General features: G+C 54.5%; 14 protein-coding genes. 8 read left to right on the top strand and 6 right to left on the bottom strand.

Annotated features, from left to right (window positions below):
* Positions 1-177: 177 nt before the first annotated feature.
* The 6 genes from cuyA (at position 178) to rlmB (ending at position 5360) form a co-directional block, all read left to right on the top strand.
* Positions 178-1194, top strand: coding sequence for a D-cysteate sulfo-lyase (cuyA, locus tag ABIB59_RS20580; RefSeq protein ID WP_079497686.1), 1017 nt, complete (start codon positions 178-180; stop codon positions 1192-1194).
* Complete coding sequence (cuyB, locus tag ABIB59_RS20575; protein ID WP_039077827.1) at positions 1187-1912, top strand: cysteate racemase; 726 nt, start codon at positions 1187-1189, stop codon at positions 1910-1912. Before cuyA ends, cuyB begins: the two co-directional genes overlap by 8 nt.
* A 75-nt stretch (positions 1913-1987) precedes the next feature.
* Entirely contained in the window at positions 1988-2989 is a 1002-nt protein-coding gene (locus ABIB59_RS20570; protein ID WP_354036858.1) for a taurine ABC transporter substrate-binding protein, read from the top strand.
* Positions 2986-3756 carry an ABC transporter permease gene (locus ABIB59_RS20565; RefSeq protein WP_071193467.1) on the top strand — a complete coding sequence of 257 codons (771 nt, stop codon included), beginning with the start codon at positions 2986-2988 and terminating at the stop codon, positions 3754-3756. Before ABIB59_RS20570 ends, ABIB59_RS20565 begins: the two co-directional genes overlap by 4 nt.
* Positions 3756-4532 carry an ABC transporter ATP-binding protein gene (locus ABIB59_RS20560; protein WP_354036856.1) on the top strand — a complete coding sequence of 259 codons (777 nt, stop codon included), beginning with the start codon at positions 3756-3758 and terminating at the stop codon, positions 4530-4532. The genes ABIB59_RS20565 and ABIB59_RS20560 overlap by 1 nt, the downstream gene beginning before the upstream one ends.
* 93 nt (positions 4533-4625) lie before the next feature.
* Positions 4626-5360, top strand: coding sequence for a 23S rRNA (guanosine(2251)-2'-O)-methyltransferase RlmB (rlmB, locus tag ABIB59_RS20555; protein WP_039077803.1), 735 nt, complete (start codon positions 4626-4628; stop codon positions 5358-5360).
* Between the two features lie 240 nt (positions 5361-5600).
* On the opposite strand, the gene ABIB59_RS20550 is transcribed toward rlmB, so the two are convergent.
* On the bottom strand, positions 5601-6881 hold the full coding sequence (locus tag ABIB59_RS20550) for an MFS transporter (RefSeq protein WP_317086805.1): 1281 nt from the start codon (positions 6879-6881) through the stop codon (positions 5601-5603).
* A 162-nt stretch (positions 6882-7043) separates the two neighbouring features.
* Between ABIB59_RS20550 and ABIB59_RS20545 the strand changes: the two genes are divergently transcribed.
* Positions 7044-8663, top strand: a complete 1620-nt coding sequence (locus ABIB59_RS20545; RefSeq protein WP_039077800.1) for an isovaleryl-CoA dehydrogenase — start codon at positions 7044-7046, stop codon at positions 8661-8663.
* On the opposite strand, the gene ABIB59_RS20540 is transcribed toward ABIB59_RS20545, so the two are convergent.
* The 3 genes from ABIB59_RS20540 to bsmA form a co-directional block, all read right to left on the bottom strand.
* Entirely contained in the window at positions 8660-10594 is a 1935-nt protein-coding gene (locus tag ABIB59_RS20540) for a methyl-accepting chemotaxis protein (protein ID WP_354036853.1), read from the bottom strand. The two genes, ABIB59_RS20545 and ABIB59_RS20540, sit on opposite strands and share 4 nt — an antisense overlap.
* Positions 10595-10767: 173 nt before the next feature.
* Positions 10768-11043 carry a DUF1471 family protease activator YjfN gene (yjfN, locus tag ABIB59_RS20535; protein ID WP_039077798.1) on the bottom strand — a complete coding sequence of 92 codons (276 nt, stop codon included), beginning with the start codon at positions 11041-11043 and terminating at the stop codon, positions 10768-10770.
* A gap of 135 nt (positions 11044-11178) precedes the next feature.
* Entirely contained in the window at positions 11179-11508 is a 330-nt protein-coding gene (gene bsmA / locus ABIB59_RS20530; protein ID WP_039077797.1) for a biofilm peroxide resistance protein BsmA, read from the bottom strand.
* A 187-nt stretch (positions 11509-11695) separates the two neighbouring features.
* Here bsmA and yjfP point away from each other — a divergent pair, with 187 nt between their 5' ends.
* Positions 11696-12445 (top strand): esterase, encoded by a 750-nt coding sequence (yjfP, locus tag ABIB59_RS20525; protein ID WP_039077796.1) that lies wholly within the window; start codon positions 11696-11698, stop codon positions 12443-12445.
* On the opposite strand, the gene ulaR is transcribed toward yjfP, so the two are convergent.
* Positions 12446-13201, bottom strand: coding sequence for an HTH-type transcriptional regulator UlaR (gene ulaR, locus ABIB59_RS20520; protein ID WP_039077795.1), 756 nt, complete (start codon positions 13199-13201; stop codon positions 12446-12448). It lies immediately after the preceding gene.
* A 118-nt stretch (positions 13202-13319) separates the two neighbouring features.
* Entirely contained in the window at positions 13320-14384 is a 1065-nt protein-coding gene (gene ulaG, locus ABIB59_RS20515) for an L-ascorbate 6-phosphate lactonase (protein WP_071193478.1), read from the bottom strand.
* Positions 14385-14683 lie beyond the last annotated feature (299 nt).

Below are 14683 nucleotides of genomic sequence, written 5' to 3'. Positions count from 1 at the left end.
GTTATTCTTTTTTAACGTAATATATTCCCGCGTGTAATAGGAATAGCCCTCCGGACGGTTATTTCTCTGACTTAGCTAAATTGTGAGAATCGATATTTATTATTGGTGATTAGCGCTCAGAATCTGATGTGTATAGTGACTCCCATCTGTTATTCGCTTATTTAGCAAGGAGTCGTTATGCATCTGGCGCGCTTTCCCCGACTTTCGCTCGGCCATTTTCCCACTCCCCTGGAGCCTCTGAATAATCTCTCTGCATTACTCGGCGGTCCGAAAATATGGATCAAACGCGATGATGCGACAGGGCTTGCCAGCGGCGGCAATAAAACCCGTAAGCTGGAATTTCTGCTGGCCGATGCGCTGGAGAAAAAAGCCGATGTGATCATTACCCAGGGGGCGACCCAGTCTAACCATGTGCGCCAGACCATTGCCGGTGCGGCGAAACTTGGGCTGGCCGCAAAAGTGCTGCTGGAAAAACGCGTTACCGAGTTTGGCGAAGACTATCAACGCTCAGGGAATGTCCTGCTGGATGATTTGCTGGGCGGCGAAATCGTTGCCCATCTGCCGGGCGGCACCGATATGCAGCAGGCAATGGAAGAGTATGCCGCGACGCTGCGTGAGCAGGGCCATAGCCCCTACATTATCCCTGGTGGTGGCTCTAACCCCATTGGCGCGCTGGGTTATGTCGCCTGTGCCGAAGAGTTACTGTACCAGTCTTCACAGTTACGTTTGCGTATTGATCATGTCGTGCACGCCACCGGCAGTACAGGTACACAAGCCGGGCTGGTCGCCGGGTTTACCGCCACCAACAGCCAGGTGCCGGTGCTGGGGATAAGCGTTCGCGCACCCAGGGCAAAACAGGAAGAGAACGTCTGGAATCTGGCTTCACGCACCCTGGCGTTGCTGGGTGTGCCGGGTGAGTTGCCGCGTGAGGTGGTGGTGGCGAACAGCGATTACGTTGGTGACGGTTATGGCTTGCCAACCGAGAGCATGCTGGAGGCGCTGACCCTCTTTGCCCGCCATGAAGGCATTCTTCTTGACCCGGTCTATTCCGGGAAAGGGGCGGCCGGGCTTATCGACCTGATTCGCAAGGGCCATTTCCGCAAGGATGAGAACGTGGTGTTTATCCACACCGGTGGTTCCGTTGGCCTGTTTGGCTATCGCCAGGTGCTGGAGGCGCATGCCCGTCATGGCTAAGCCCTTTTTGCTTGGCGTGCTGGGCGGCATGGGGCCGCTCGCCACGCTCGACTTTCAGCACAAATTGCTCGACGCCACACCGGCGCAGAGCGATCAGCATCACCTGCCGTCGGTAGTGTGGAATGTGCCGCAAATCGCCGACCGGCAAAAGGCGCTGGCCGGGGCTGGTCCGTCGCCGTTGCCTCAACTGCTTGAGGGCATTGAAAAACTGAATCAGGCGGGGGCGAGCCATATCGCTATTCCTTGCAACACCGCGCACCACTGGTATCCGCAACTGAGCGCCGCCAGCGATGCGCCCATTCTGCATATCGTGGATGCTACTCTGGATGCGCTGTTAACGGTGGCGAAAAAGCCCGAACGTGTTGGCATCATTGCCACCAAAGGGACGCTGGACGCCGGCTGGTTTCAGCAACGTCTGGCAGCGCAGGGTATTGAATCCATTACGCCTACCGAAGACGAGCTGGCTGAGTGGTTTGTGCCCGGCTGCTATGCGGTGAAGCGCGGCAAACTGGCTGAGGGTGGCGAACTGCTCTCATTGCAGGCGCTGGCGCTGATGGCGCGTGGCGCGCAGCAACTGGTGCTGGCTTGCACGGAAGTCCCGGTGGCTCTGCGCGCGGTGGAAGCGCCGTTTCTGTCACTTACGCACGACCCCGCACAATCGCTGGCCGAACGATGTTCCCGCCTCTGGCAGGACTATCGCCTCACGCAACTGGCATAAAACAACACGCTTTAATTGACTATTTTCCCCTGCTTCGCGGGAAAGATGACTCGCATTTACCTCAAGGAAAAAGAAATGAAAAAAACGCTCGGCATATTACTCGCAGCAGGCAGCCTGTGGGCCAATATCAGTATGGCCGCCAATCCTCCTGAAGTCCGCGTGGCTTATAGCGGCGGCTCGCAGGTATTAATGCTCGCCAAAGCCGACGGCTCTTTAGATAAAGCCTTACACAGCCAGGTGAAATGGGTGCAATTTGCCTCCGGTGCCGATGCCCTTAATTATTTCGCCAGCAATGCGATTGATATTGCCAATTTCGGATCCAGTCCGGCAACCGCAGGTATTGTCCGTAAATTGCCTGTGGAAATTATTGGTGTTTCAGGCGTCATTGCCAGCTATGAACGTTTAATTGGCAAAGACGGCATCAACACGATTAAAGATATTGAAGGGAAACGCGTGGCCTATCCGCCAAATTCTACGGCGGCTTATGCGCTGGAAGCGGCAATTAGCGTCAATAAACTCGATCGCAGCAAAATAACGCTGTTGCCATTGCGCCCGGCAGAGATGGTGGCAGCGTGGAAACGCGGCGATATTGACGCAGGTTACGTCTGGGCTCCCTTTGCGCAGGAGCTGGAATCCTCCGGCGGTCACCAGGTCTTTGCCACCAAAGATCTGCAGAAAGATGGCTACCTGATTTACAACAACTACGTGGTACGTAAGGCCTTTGCCGAACAGTACCCGGAAGCAGTGAGCGCCTTCCTGCGCGTGCATCAGCAGAAAGTCGACGAGTTTAAGAAAGACCCGGAAAGCGCTGCCGCCATCGTTGCGAAAGAAGTGGGCGCACCGGTCACCACCGCTGCCAATACGCTGGGCGGGCTGGAGTACCCAACGCTTGCTGAGCAGGGCACTGCGGCCTGGTTGGGTAACGGTACGGACACCACCCATAGCGGCATTGGCAAGGCGCTGACCAAAACCGCTAACTTCCTCGCAGGCATTGGCGAAATTCGTAAGCAGGATATCCCGGAAAACTGGGACACGGCGATTGATTCCCGTTACATCCGGGAAGCGGCGGCAAAATGAAAGTAGGTCAGCATATCGCCATCAGCGTGTTTTCGGTGGCGGTTTTCTTCGCGCTCTGGCAACTGGCGGCCAGCCGGCAATGGGTGGACCCGCTGTTACTGCCGTCACTCACCGATATTGGACTGACGGCTGAAGAGCTGCTGGCGGACGGTTACCGCCAGGTCCCGCTCTGGCAGCATGTGGCGGTGAGCCTGGCCCGTGCGCTGAGCGCCTTTGCGGTCGCGATTGTGCTGGGTATCCCGCTCGGACTGCTGATGGGGCTGTCACCCGGTTTGTCTGCAGTGCTTAACCCGTTTGTGCAGTTCCTGCGCCCGTTACCGAAAATCGCGCTGATCCCACTGGCCGTGGTCTGGCTGGGGATAGGGGAAGCGTCGAAATTCTTCCTGATCTTTATCGCCACCTTCCTGAGTGTGGTGGTGGGGGCGTCGGCGGCGGTGGAGCGGATTGGTCGGGCACGCATCCGGGTGGCGCAAACGTTGGGGGCAACCAAAGGGCAGATTTTCCTGCGTGTGGTACTGCCGGATGCCCTGCCGGATCTCTTTACCACCGTCAGGCTCTCTATTGGTATTGGCTGGACCTCGTTGATTGCCGCTGAGATGGTCGCCGCCAGTTCCGGCCTTGGCTGGATGGTCATCAACGCCAGCTCTTATTTACGTACCGATATCGTCATGCTCGGCATCCTGCTCTTGGGCGGGACGGGGTATCTATTGGATTTATTACTGCTGGGGCTACAACGTCTGTTTGTCCCGTGGGCGGGGAAAGAATAATGAGTGCCATCGCGCTTGAAAATGTCTCCCTCTCTTTTGCGGCTAAACCGCAGCCGTTTACGGTGCTGGAGGGGATCAACCTCACCCTCGATAAAGGGGAGTTTGTCGTGCTGTTAGGCCCGTCGGGCTGCGGCAAATCCACCATTCTCAACCTGGTCGCCGGGTTTACCAAACCGGACAGCGGCCGCGTACTGGCGAGCGGAAAACCGGTGCGGCAGCCGGGGCCGGAGCGCGGCATGATCTTCCAGCAGCCGAATCTGTTCCCGTGGCTGTCGGTGCTGGATAACGTCACCTTCGGCCCGCGCCTGGGCCGTTATCAAAAAGAAGAGGTCAATGCGCGGGCGCAGGACTGGCTGAACCGCGTTGGCCTGAAAGGCTTTGAACAGCATGCGCCGTGGCAGCTTTCCGGGGGCATGAAGCAGCGTGTGGCGCTGGCCCGCGCCTGGCTGCCGGGGCCAGAAGTGCTGCTGCTGGATGAACCCTTTGGCGCACTGGATGCACAAACCCGCCTGATGATGCAGGAGCTGCTGCGTGAAGCCTGGCTGACGACCGGCACCACGCTGCTGTTCGTCACCCACGATGTAGAAGAGGCGCTGTTTCTGGCTGACCGCATTCTGGTGATGTCGGCCAAACCGGGAAAAATCGTCGAAGAGATTGTTCTGCCCTTTGGCCGCGAGCGCGACATTGAAACGCTGGCGGAGTACCCGCGTTACGGCGAAATCAAGCAGCACGTTTTACACCGCGTCCGCCAGGAGGCGAAACGTCATCTTAGTTGATTCGATCTGGGGCGTCTGTCGGTTATAATGTGGCGATGTGAATGTCTCACAGCCTATTCAACCCGGCGATATCGCCTCAAATGAGTACCATTGATGAGTGAAATGATTTACGGCATCCATGCGGTGCAGGCCCTGCTGGAACGCGCTCCGGAGCGTTTTCAGGAAGTGTTTATTCTCAAGGGGCGCGAAGACAAACGTCTGATGCCCCTGATTCACGCGCTGGAAGCGCAGGGTGTCGTGATTCAGGTCGCTAACCGTCAATATCTGGATGAGAAAAGCGAAGGGGCGGTGCATCAGGGCATTATCGCTCGCGTGAAACCGGGGCGTCAGTATCAGGAAAACGATCTGCCGGATCTGATCGCCAGTCTCGACCAGCCTTTCTTCCTGATCCTCGATGGCGTTACCGATCCCCATAACCTCGGCGCCTGTCTGCGTAGCGCCGATGCCGCTGGTGTGCATGCCATCATCGTACCGAAAGACAAATCTGCCCAGTTGAACGCGACCGCCAAAAAAGTGGCCTGTGGTGCGGCGGAAAACGTCCCGCTGATCCGCGTGACCAATCTGGCGCGTACCATGCGTCTGCTACAGGAAGAGAATATCTGGATTGTCGGTACTGCGGGTGAAGCGGATCACACCCTGTTCCAGAGCAAAATGACCGGCCCGATGGCGCTGGTGATGGGTGCGGAAGGTGAGGGGATGCGTCGTCTGACGCGCGAGCATTGCGACGAGCTCATCAGCATTCCGATGGCGGGCAGCGTGTCGTCGCTGAACGTGTCGGTCGCCACCGGTATCTGCCTGTTTGAAGCTGTACGTCAGCGCACAAAATAAACCGCAAAAGGCAACGTAAGTTGCCTTTTTAGTGTTTGCTCCCTCTCCCTGTGGAGGTAAAAGCAAAACGGCAACGTTAGTTGCTGTTTTTAGTGTTTGCTCCCTCTCCCTGTGGAGGTAAAAGCAAAACGGCAACGTTGGTTGCTGTTTTTAGTGTTTGCTCCCTCTCCCTGTGGGAGAGGGCTGGGGTGAGGGCACCAGACCGCACGATTGCCAGCAAGGTGAGGGCATCAGACCGCACTACTCCTCCAGTGAACGCTGGTGATCATCCTTCCTGAGCGTCATCAGCGCAATCACGCTCACCACCGCCGTCGCCATCACGTAATACGCCGGAATATCCAGATTCCCCGTCTGCTTAATCAGTCCGGTAATGATCAACCCCGCACAGCCTGAGAAAATCGCATTCGACAGCGAATAGGCCAGCCCCAGGCCGGTATAACGAACCCTGGTCGGAAACATCTCAGCCAGCATGGCGGGCCCAGGCCCTGCCAGCATTCCCACCAGTCCACCGGCGATAAACACCACCACCGCCTTGATAAATATCGTGCTTGATTCCGCCTGTAACACTTTCAGCAGCGGCAGCGCCAGGATGAGCAACAGCACTGCGGCGGTGACCATCACGGTGCGTCGACCAATCCTATCGCTCAGCATGCCGGAGGGGATAATCGTCAGGGCGAACCCGGCATTAGAAATCACCGCAATCAACAATGCCTGGTTAAAGCCGGTGTGCAGCGCCGACTGAAGGTAGGTCGGCATAATCACCAGATAGGTATAACCCGCCGCTGACCAGACCATCAGGCGACCAATCCCGGTGATAATCGCTTTTAGTGTACTGGCGAAACTGGCCGCCTGAGGCGGAGCGGCCTGCGCTTGCTGATGTACAAAACTGGGTGTCTCTTCCATATGAACGCGTAGCCAGAGCGCAACGGCGCCCATTGGAATAGCGATGAAAAAGGGAATACGCCAGCCCCAGTCATGAAGGGCCTCCGGACTAAGTACTGCTGACAACAATGCTACGACCCCGGCCCCTGCCAGCAGACCGAGGGCGACGGTCAATGACTGCCACGCACCGTACAAACCGCGCTTACCTCGGGGGGCAAACTCGGTCATCAGCGAGACGGCCCCGCCATATTCCCCACCGGCAAACAGCCCCTGCAAAATGCGCAGGCCGGTAATAAGCAGCGGTGCGGCGACGCCGATACTGGCATAAACCGGCACCACGCCAATGGCCGCCGTGGCTAGCGTCATCAGTACGAGGACAATAATCAGCGTTGGCTTACGGCCTATCCGGTCACCCATGCGGCCAAACACCACCGCACCCAACGGACGGAAGAAAAAGGCGACGGCAAAGGCGGCATAGGTCAGGATCAGACTGGTGATAGCAGATTCACCTGCGAGGGTAAAAAAGTTCTTCGCAATCACCGTGGCAAGAAAGCCATAGACCGCAAACTCGTACCATTCGATAAAATTACCGATAGAGCCTGCGACCAGCGCTTTTTTTTGTGCATGTGTTGTTGTCATGGGCGTCACCGTTCCTGGTTTCATATCGTTAAGCCTCGCCGTTAAGTACGGGTAACGCAAACAGAAAGCGCCCATACGCACCGTTTTGTGACCGCTATCGCGGGCGGAACGCCTGCCATCTGCCCATACTTATTGCCGATGCCATTGATGGAGGGCAAACAGATGCACTGGCAAACGCATACCGTTTTTAATCAACCCATCCCCCTGAATAACAGCAATCTTTTCCTTTCTGACCGAGCCCTGTATGACGCTGTCATCCGTGAAGGCGCAGCCTGGGATACTGATTTACTGGCCAGTATCGGCCAGCAATTGGGTACGGCAGAATCGCTGGAGCTCGGCAGGTTGGCTAACGTTAATCCCCCGGAACTGCTGCGTTATGACCCGACGGGGGCACGACTCGATGATGTACGGTTTCACCCGGCATGGCACTTACTGATGCAAGGCCTGTGCGCCAACCGTGTTCATAACCTGGCATGGGAAGAGGACGCGCGCAGCGGCTCGTTTGTTGCCCGCGCCGCGCGGTTTGTGCTCCATGCACAGGTGGAAGCCGGTTCGTTATGCCCGGTTACCATGACCTTTGCCGCCACGCCGCTATTGCAGCATTCCCTTCCTGCGCCTTTTCAGGATTGGCTAAAACCGCTGATGAGCGACCGTTACGACCCGCATCTCGCGCCAGGCAACCAAAAGCGCGGTTTGCTGATTGGCATGGGGATGACGGAAAAACAGGGCGGCTCGGACGTGCTCAGTAATACTACGCGGGCGCAACGCAGCGGCGACAGCTACCGGCTGGTGGGGCATAAATGGTTTTTCTCGGTGCCGCAGAGCGATGCGCATCTGGTCCTGGCGCAGGCGGAAGGCGGACTCTCCTGCTTTTTTGTGCCGCGTTTTTTACCTGACGGACAGCGCAACGGTGTGCGGCTCGAACGTCTGAAAGACAAGCTGGGTAACCGCTCAAATGCCAGCAGCGAAGCAGAATTTTGCGAGGCCAGCGGCTGGCTGGTAGGAGAAGAGGGCGACGGCGTGCGTCAAATCCTCAAAATGGGTGGTCTGACCCGTTTTGACTGTGCGCTGGGGAGCCATGGTCTGATGCGCCGGGCATTTTCCGTAGCCCTGTACCATGCTCATCAGCGTCAGGCATTCGGAAAAAATCTCGTCGACCAGCCAATGATGCGGGAAGTCCTTAGCCGGATGGCGTTGCAACTGGAAGGGCAGACGGCGTTTTTATTTCGCCTTGCCCGTGCCTGGGATGGTCGCACTAAGCCGGAAGAGACGCTTTGGGCACGGCTGTTTACCCCCGTTGCGAAATTCGCGGTCTGCAAAGCGGGTATGCCCTTTGTTGCGGAAGCCATGGAAGTGCTGGGCGGCATTGGCTATTGCGAGGAGAGCGAGCTTCCACGGCTTTACCGGGAAATGCCGGTGAACAGTATCTGGGAGGGCTCCGGCAATATTATGTGTCTTGATGTCTTACGCGTGCTGGCTAAACAGCAAGGCATCAGTGAGTTGTTGCACGATGCGTTTGGTGCGGTCAAAGGTCAGGACAGGCATTTTGATCGTGCATGGCGTCAGTTACAGCAACAGTTGCGTAAACCTCTTGAGGCGCAAGGGCGGGAGATTACCCGGCAACTGTATCTGCTAGCGACGGGGGCGCAATTGTTGCAGTTCGCTCCCCCGTCAATAGCACAAGCCTGGTGCCGGATGATGTTGGATATACGCGGCGCGTCTGTTGTGGCTGAGCAGGTCCAAAGTGACCTGCTGCTGCGTGCCACGGGCGGTGCCGGTTAGTCCGTTTTCAGGCTGAACAGGCGGACCACCTCCGTCAGATGTGCCCCTTTTTCGCGCAGCGTGCCAGCGGTTTGCTCACTGCGCGAAACCCGTCCTGCGTTAATATGCGTGGCTTCACCAATATGCGTCATGGCGATATTGACCTGATTAATCCCTGCCGACTGCTCATGAGAGGCGTTGTTAATCTCGTTAACCAACTGGTTAATGTGGTTCATATGCGCGGTGATAGAGCCCATCGCCTGCCGGGTATTGTTAGATAACGTATGCCCCTCATGGACTTTTTTGAGCGTATCGCTGGTCAGTTCATCGATCTCTTTTACTGCATTGGCGCTGCGGGCTGCCAGCGCCCGTACTTCCTGGGCTACGACGGCAAATCCTTTACCATGTTCCCCGGCGCGAGCGGCTTCAACCGCAGCATTAAGCGCCAGGATATTGGTCTGGAAGGCGATAGATTCAATCACATGGGTGATGTCGGCAATTCGCTGAGAGGCGGTACGAATCGCGTCCATGGTGGCAACCGCTTCTTCGACGGTTATGCCACCCTTTTGTACTTCCCGGGCGGTTTCATTCACCAGCGACTGCATCTCTTCCATATTGGCGGCATTCTGCTGTAGGGTCGCGGCAAGTTGCTCCATGCTGGCTGAGGTCTCCTCGACGCTACTGGCCTGCTTGTTAATTTGCTCGCTGATTTCACTGCTGTCGGCGGCAAGCGCATTGGTGCCGTGGTGAATATCACTGGTCGATTCACGCACTTGTAAAACAATGGTATGCAAGCCATTGCCGATCCCGTTGATGGCATCAATGAGTTGCCCCACTTCGTCCTGACGTTTGACTTCCAGACTGGCCCGCAGATCGCCCGACGCATAGCGGCTGGCCAGGCCAATGGCATCACGAAGAGGGCGGGTCAGCCAACGGCGAACAATTACCACAAACAGTGCGGCAAACAGCAGAGAGAGCACCAGCCCGGCTATCAGGAACTGGTTGCGTAGCGTGTTGACATCATTGAGTAATGCCGCCTTGTCGACTTCGCCCACCACCGTCCAGTTCCAGCCGGGCACAGTTATCCATGAGAGCATTTGTCGATGGCCATCGGGGCGCTGCTGTTCCAGCGTACCGGTAGTCTGTTGCAGAACGGTATTCAGATCGCGCTCATCCCACTGCGGGCGTTTACCCTCCTCGCTGGGGTGGAACAGGTAATTACCGTAGTTCTTACCATTATTACGATCCAGTACGTAGAAATGGCCGCTATCGCCAAGCTGGCGTCCGAGGATCTTACTGCGCATGCCCTCCCATGAGTGGGTGATGTCCACGCCGACAAATAAGATGGCTATGGTATTGCCGTTGTTATCTTTTACCGGCTGGTATTGCGTGATGTAGCGCTTACCGAATAATAAGGCCAGTCCACGGTAGGTTTCGCCTTTCAACGCCGGAGCAAAAGCCGGGCTGGCTTTGTCCAGTTTCGTGCCTATCGCACGATCGCCATTCTCTTTACGTAACGAGGTAGCAACGCGCACAAAGTCATCGCCACTGCGCACAAACAGCGTGGCGATAGCCCCGGTGCGGGTAAGAAAATCATCAACAATGGCATTGTTTTCATGAAGGTCACTGTCGCCCCCTTTCAGCAAGGGAACGCTAATGCCGTTAATTTCACGGCGTTGCGCCTGATCGATGGTCACAGGTTGAGGCAAAAAACTGCTGAACAGACGGGTATAGCTTTCAACCTCTTCGCTCAGGCTGCTGTTAAACATTTCTACCATATCCTGAACGCCCGTGGACTGGTTATGGAGATCTTCCACCGCCAGCGTTTCCAGTTGTTGGCTGGCTTTATTGCTTAACAGAAAGGTGAAAACCAGGAAAAGCACGGCTACGCTTGTGCCCGTCAAAAGAGAAAGTTTGGTGCCGAGTCCAATGCGACTAAAAAAGGTGCTCATAAAATATCCGCTGAAAAGAATGTCAGCACCTTCAACGGCAATAATTCGATAACATTTAACGCGTCAATGTAACCAAATGTTACTAAAATGTATTGTCTTCGTAACCCTTTGTTAACGATGAAGTAAACAAAAAAGCCACTCTTTAAAAGTGGCTTTTTCGGGTATATGGCATGTCAGGCATAAAGTATGGCCTGCACCCGCCAGTTATCTGCCCGTTGTTCTTCCTGCATCTGAATAATACGGTACCAGGATGCACCCTGTTCGTCTGCCTTCAGCGCGATGACACGCTCCACATCCTGTGGGCTTCCGGAAACGTTGTTGACAGAAATCAGGCCAATTTCATTCAGCCCGGTGACGCAGTCAGCGCTCGCGAACTCTGCTGGCTGCGCTGTTATGCTGGCTAAACCTGTAGAAAGCAACAGTGAGTTTAAGGCAAGAGATCGTTTCATATCAGCTCCATTCCACGTTACCCCGATTTTTTCCAGGGCACTCCATCGCGCGAAAATTCCATACATTCCATTGTGCACAGGCAAACATAAAAGGACGCAAAGCAGTGTAAATCTTCCTTAAACCCAGACGTTTACTTAATGACGATACAACATAGCCCTTGCATACCAGCGGCCTGGAATGACCGTGTCATCCATCATCAGAATGACGTAGTAATCCGCTTTTTCAGCGGTAGCTCTGGCTTTTATTTCATCTTCAACGTCCATAGGCGAACCCAGCACCGATACGCTAAATGCACCCATTTCATGCAGGTTTTGCGTCTGATTACGACTTATCTCCTGCGGATGATCGCTGACGGGCGGGGCGGGCTGTGGTTTACCTTCCAGCACGCTACATCCACTCAAAAACAGCGCCATAACAAGGGGGAGAAACCAGCGCATCATGTTTTCATGTTTCCTGATAGCCATAGTGTAGTTCCATAATAAACAGGCAAGAGGGGAATGTTCCCAATTTTGCTATTGCCAACATAAGTTTCGAATGAAAATGCGATCGGCGCAGCATCTTTATCATAATGCTAACACTTGATATGCGAACGTTGACTTGCACCTTCGAAGGCGTGATGGCATACCAGCACTATAGATCAAGGAGAGGCCAATGATTGAACTCGATGTACGGCATTTTGCCGGGATTGAAGCATTACACGCGTTCCCGGCGGGAAAAGAGGCACAGCCATTACCCTGTATTGTTTTTTACCACGGATTTACCTCCTCCAAGCTGGTATATAGCTATTTTGCCGTGGCGCTGGCTCAGGCCGGGTTTCGGGTCGTTATGCCTGACGCGCCGGAGCATGGTGCCCGGTTTGACGGTGATGAAACGCGGCGGCTACAGCGTTTCTGGCAAATTTTGCAGGGTAATTTTACGGAGTTTGCGGCGCTGAAAGCGGCACTGTATCAGCAGGGATTGATCGACAATCAGCGGCTGGGCGTAGGGGGCGCATCGATGGGCGGCATGACGGCGCTCGGTATTATGACGCAGTTTCCGGAGGTCCGAAGCGTTGCCTGCCTGATGGGTTCTGGCTATTTCTCCACCCTGGCGAATTCCCTTTTTCCGCCGCTGGAGGTGACAACACCGGAAGAGCAGGCGGCGTTCGATGCGATTGTCGCGCCGTTAGCAAAATGGGATATCAGCGGGCAATTAGCACAGCTTGCCAACCGTCCGCTTTTTCTCTGGCATGGGGAGGAGGACGACGTTGTACCCGCAGCCGAAACATTACGTCTGCAGCAGGCGCTGGCGGCTGCACGTCTGGACGAGCAGTTAACCTGCCTGTGGGAAGCAGGCGTAAAACATCGCATAACACCCACCGCCCTGACGGCCACCGTCCGCTTTTTCACCGAGCATCTTTAACTACACGCGCATCACTTTAACTCCCTGATCCTCAAGTTTTTTGAGGATTTCGGGGTTGGCCTGTTTTCCGGTGATCACCAAATCGATTTGATCGGCGTTACTGAACAGCATACCCGCACGCTCACCGACTTTGCTGCTATCCACCAGAACGACCAGTTTTCCCACCATGTTCAGCATTTTCTGTTCGGCCATGGCCGTCAGCATGTCGGTTTTATAAAGACCTTCTGCCGTCAGCCCTTTGCCGCTGGTAAACATCCAGTGACCGGCATAGAGGCTATTTTCACTGCTTTGCGGGCTCAGGGTGATGGACTGCGTCTTGTTGTACTGTCCGCCCATGATGACCACGCTTTCGTGTTCTTGTTCGATGAGGTAATTGGCGAGTGGTAGGTAGTTAGTGATGATTTGTACCGGTTTACCGCAGATTTCACGGCCTAACAGGAAGGCAGTTGATCCGCAGTTGATCACTACGCTTTCACCAGCGCTAACGAGCTGTGATGCGGCTCTGGCGATACGTACTTTTTCATCGTGGTGTAGTGCCTCATGGATATTCATCGGCGACCAGCGCGGACGCTGCTGGCTGATGGCTTCGGCGCCGTTACGCACTTTCTTAAGTTTGCCACTTTCATCCAGCTTGTTGATATCGCGACGTGCGGTTGCAGGAGAAACGCCCAGGCTGGCGATCACTTCTTCAACCGTAATAAAGCCCGTCTGCGACAGTTGATCCAGCAGTATTTGATGTCGTTGCGCTTCCGTCATGAGCTATTCCGATGATTAATGATGTGAAAAGATGATATTTGAAATAGCCTGAAATTACTAAAGATAAGTGCACGATACTGATGATAAAAGCGGGTGCACACGGCACCCGCTCCGGCTTTTAGAGGAAGGACTTAAACGGTAAATCGGGCTCGATAGTAAAGCAATCATCAAAACCACGTGGGTAGTGATACTCGAAATTATCTTTATCCACAGGCCAGGTAAATTTCCCGCCCACCTGCCAGATATAAGGCTTAAAGCCATACTGTAAGCGGTCTTTTTTCATGTTCCACAGAACACGAATCTCTTGTGGATCGGCCTGAAAATTAGACCAGATATCGTGGTGGAATGGGATCACGACTTTTGTATTTAGCGCTTCCGCCATACGCAGTATGTCGGCGCTGGTCATTTTGTCGGTAATGCCGCGCGGGTTCTCGCCGTAGGAACCCAATGCCACATCAATTTGGTACTCGTTGCCATGTTTCGCATAGTAGTTGGAATAGTGCGAGTCACCGCTGTGGTATAGCGTACCGCCGGGGGTTTTAAAGAGGTAGTTAACTGCACGCTGATCCATGCCGTCAGGCAGTACGCCGGCCGCTTTTTGCTCTGCAGGCAGGGTAATTAACGCGGTGCGATCGAACGCATCAAGGGCATGAATTTCAATATCTTTTACGCGAACGACATCACCCGGTTTGACGACGATACAGCGTGACTTTGGTACACCCCAGCCAATCCATAAATCGACGCAGGTTTGTGGGCCGATGAAGGGGACATCATCGGCACAGTTCTTCATGACGGCAGCGGCGACGTTTACATCAATATGATCGTTGTGATCGTGAGTGGCGAGGATGGCATCGACATGACGAATAGCGAACGGATCCAGCACGAACGGTGTGGTGCGCAGGTTTGGCTGCAGTTTTTCAACACCTGCCATGCGCTGCATCTGATGCCCTTTTTTCATCAATGGATTACCGTGGCTCTGCTTGCCCGTACCGCACCAGAAATCGACGCACACATTGGTACCTCCTTCTGATTTCAGCCAGATACCGGTACAGCCCAGCCACCACATAGCAAAAGTGCCGGGAGCGACACGTTCCTGCTCAATTTCCTCATTAAGCCAGCTTCCCCACTCGGGAAAAGTGCTCAGAATCCATGATTCCCGGGTAATGGTTTCAATCTTACTCATGGTGTCGCTCCTTACCTTTTTAATCAAAACAAATCATATTGTGATAACTTGTGATTTATATTTTCACAGTTTCATCATGATCGCAACAGGGTTTGGCGTGTTAAATCGCATTGTGATTGTGTTGCTACGATACGCTTTGCATGCTGATTTCTTTGCTATTTTTATTAACTATATGAATTTAATAAATTGTTTTGCGGCTTCTTGTACTGGATATGTATGTCTAATGAGAATGGGGAAATAAATTGCGTGATGCATCACAATTAATCAAAAACAATCTTTTTGTGATTATTTATGATTGG

Source organism: Citrobacter sp. UYEF32, from assembly GCF_040546205.1.
In the GTDB taxonomy this organism is placed as follows: Bacteria; Pseudomonadota; Gammaproteobacteria; order Enterobacterales; family Enterobacteriaceae; genus Phytobacter; species Phytobacter diazotrophicus.
Note: the sequence above shows the minus strand (reverse complement) of the source record. Positions and strands in the feature narration are given on the sequence as shown.

Excerpts from the sequence above, each read along its gene's own strand:
- cuyA (WP_079497686.1), top strand. The coding sequence starts at position 178 with ATGCATCTGGCGCGCTTTCCCCGACTTTCGCTCGGCCATTTTCCCACT.
- cuyB (WP_039077827.1), top strand. The coding sequence starts at position 1,187 with ATGGCTAAGCCCTTTTTGCTTGGCGTGCTGGGCGGCATGGGGCCGCTC.
- ABIB59_RS20570 (WP_354036858.1), top strand. The coding sequence starts at position 1,988 with ATGAAAAAAACGCTCGGCATATTACTCGCAGCAGGCAGCCTGTGGGCC.
- ABIB59_RS20565 (WP_071193467.1), top strand. The coding sequence starts at position 2,986 with ATGAAAGTAGGTCAGCATATCGCCATCAGCGTGTTTTCGGTGGCGGTT.
- ABIB59_RS20560 (WP_354036856.1), top strand. The coding sequence starts at position 3,756 with ATGAGTGCCATCGCGCTTGAAAATGTCTCCCTCTCTTTTGCGGCTAAA.
- rlmB (WP_039077803.1), top strand. The coding sequence starts at position 4,626 with ATGAGTGAAATGATTTACGGCATCCATGCGGTGCAGGCCCTGCTGGAA.
- ABIB59_RS20550 (WP_317086805.1), bottom strand. The coding sequence starts at position 6,881 with ATGACAACAACACATGCACAAAAAAAAGCGCTGGTCGCAGGCTCTATC.
- ABIB59_RS20545 (WP_039077800.1), top strand. The coding sequence starts at position 7,044 with ATGCACTGGCAAACGCATACCGTTTTTAATCAACCCATCCCCCTGAAT.
- ABIB59_RS20540 (WP_354036853.1), bottom strand. The coding sequence starts at position 10,594 with ATGAGCACCTTTTTTAGTCGCATTGGACTCGGCACCAAACTTTCTCTT.
- yjfN (WP_039077798.1), bottom strand. The coding sequence starts at position 11,043 with ATGAAACGATCTCTTGCCTTAAACTCACTGTTGCTTTCTACAGGTTTA.
- bsmA (WP_039077797.1), bottom strand. The coding sequence starts at position 11,508 with ATGGCTATCAGGAAACATGAAAACATGATGCGCTGGTTTCTCCCCCTT.
- yjfP (WP_039077796.1), top strand. The coding sequence starts at position 11,696 with ATGATTGAACTCGATGTACGGCATTTTGCCGGGATTGAAGCATTACAC.
- ulaR (WP_039077795.1), bottom strand. The coding sequence starts at position 13,201 with ATGACGGAAGCGCAACGACATCAAATACTGCTGGATCAACTGTCGCAG.
- ulaG (WP_071193478.1), bottom strand. The coding sequence starts at position 14,384 with ATGAGTAAGATTGAAACCATTACCCGGGAATCATGGATTCTGAGCACT.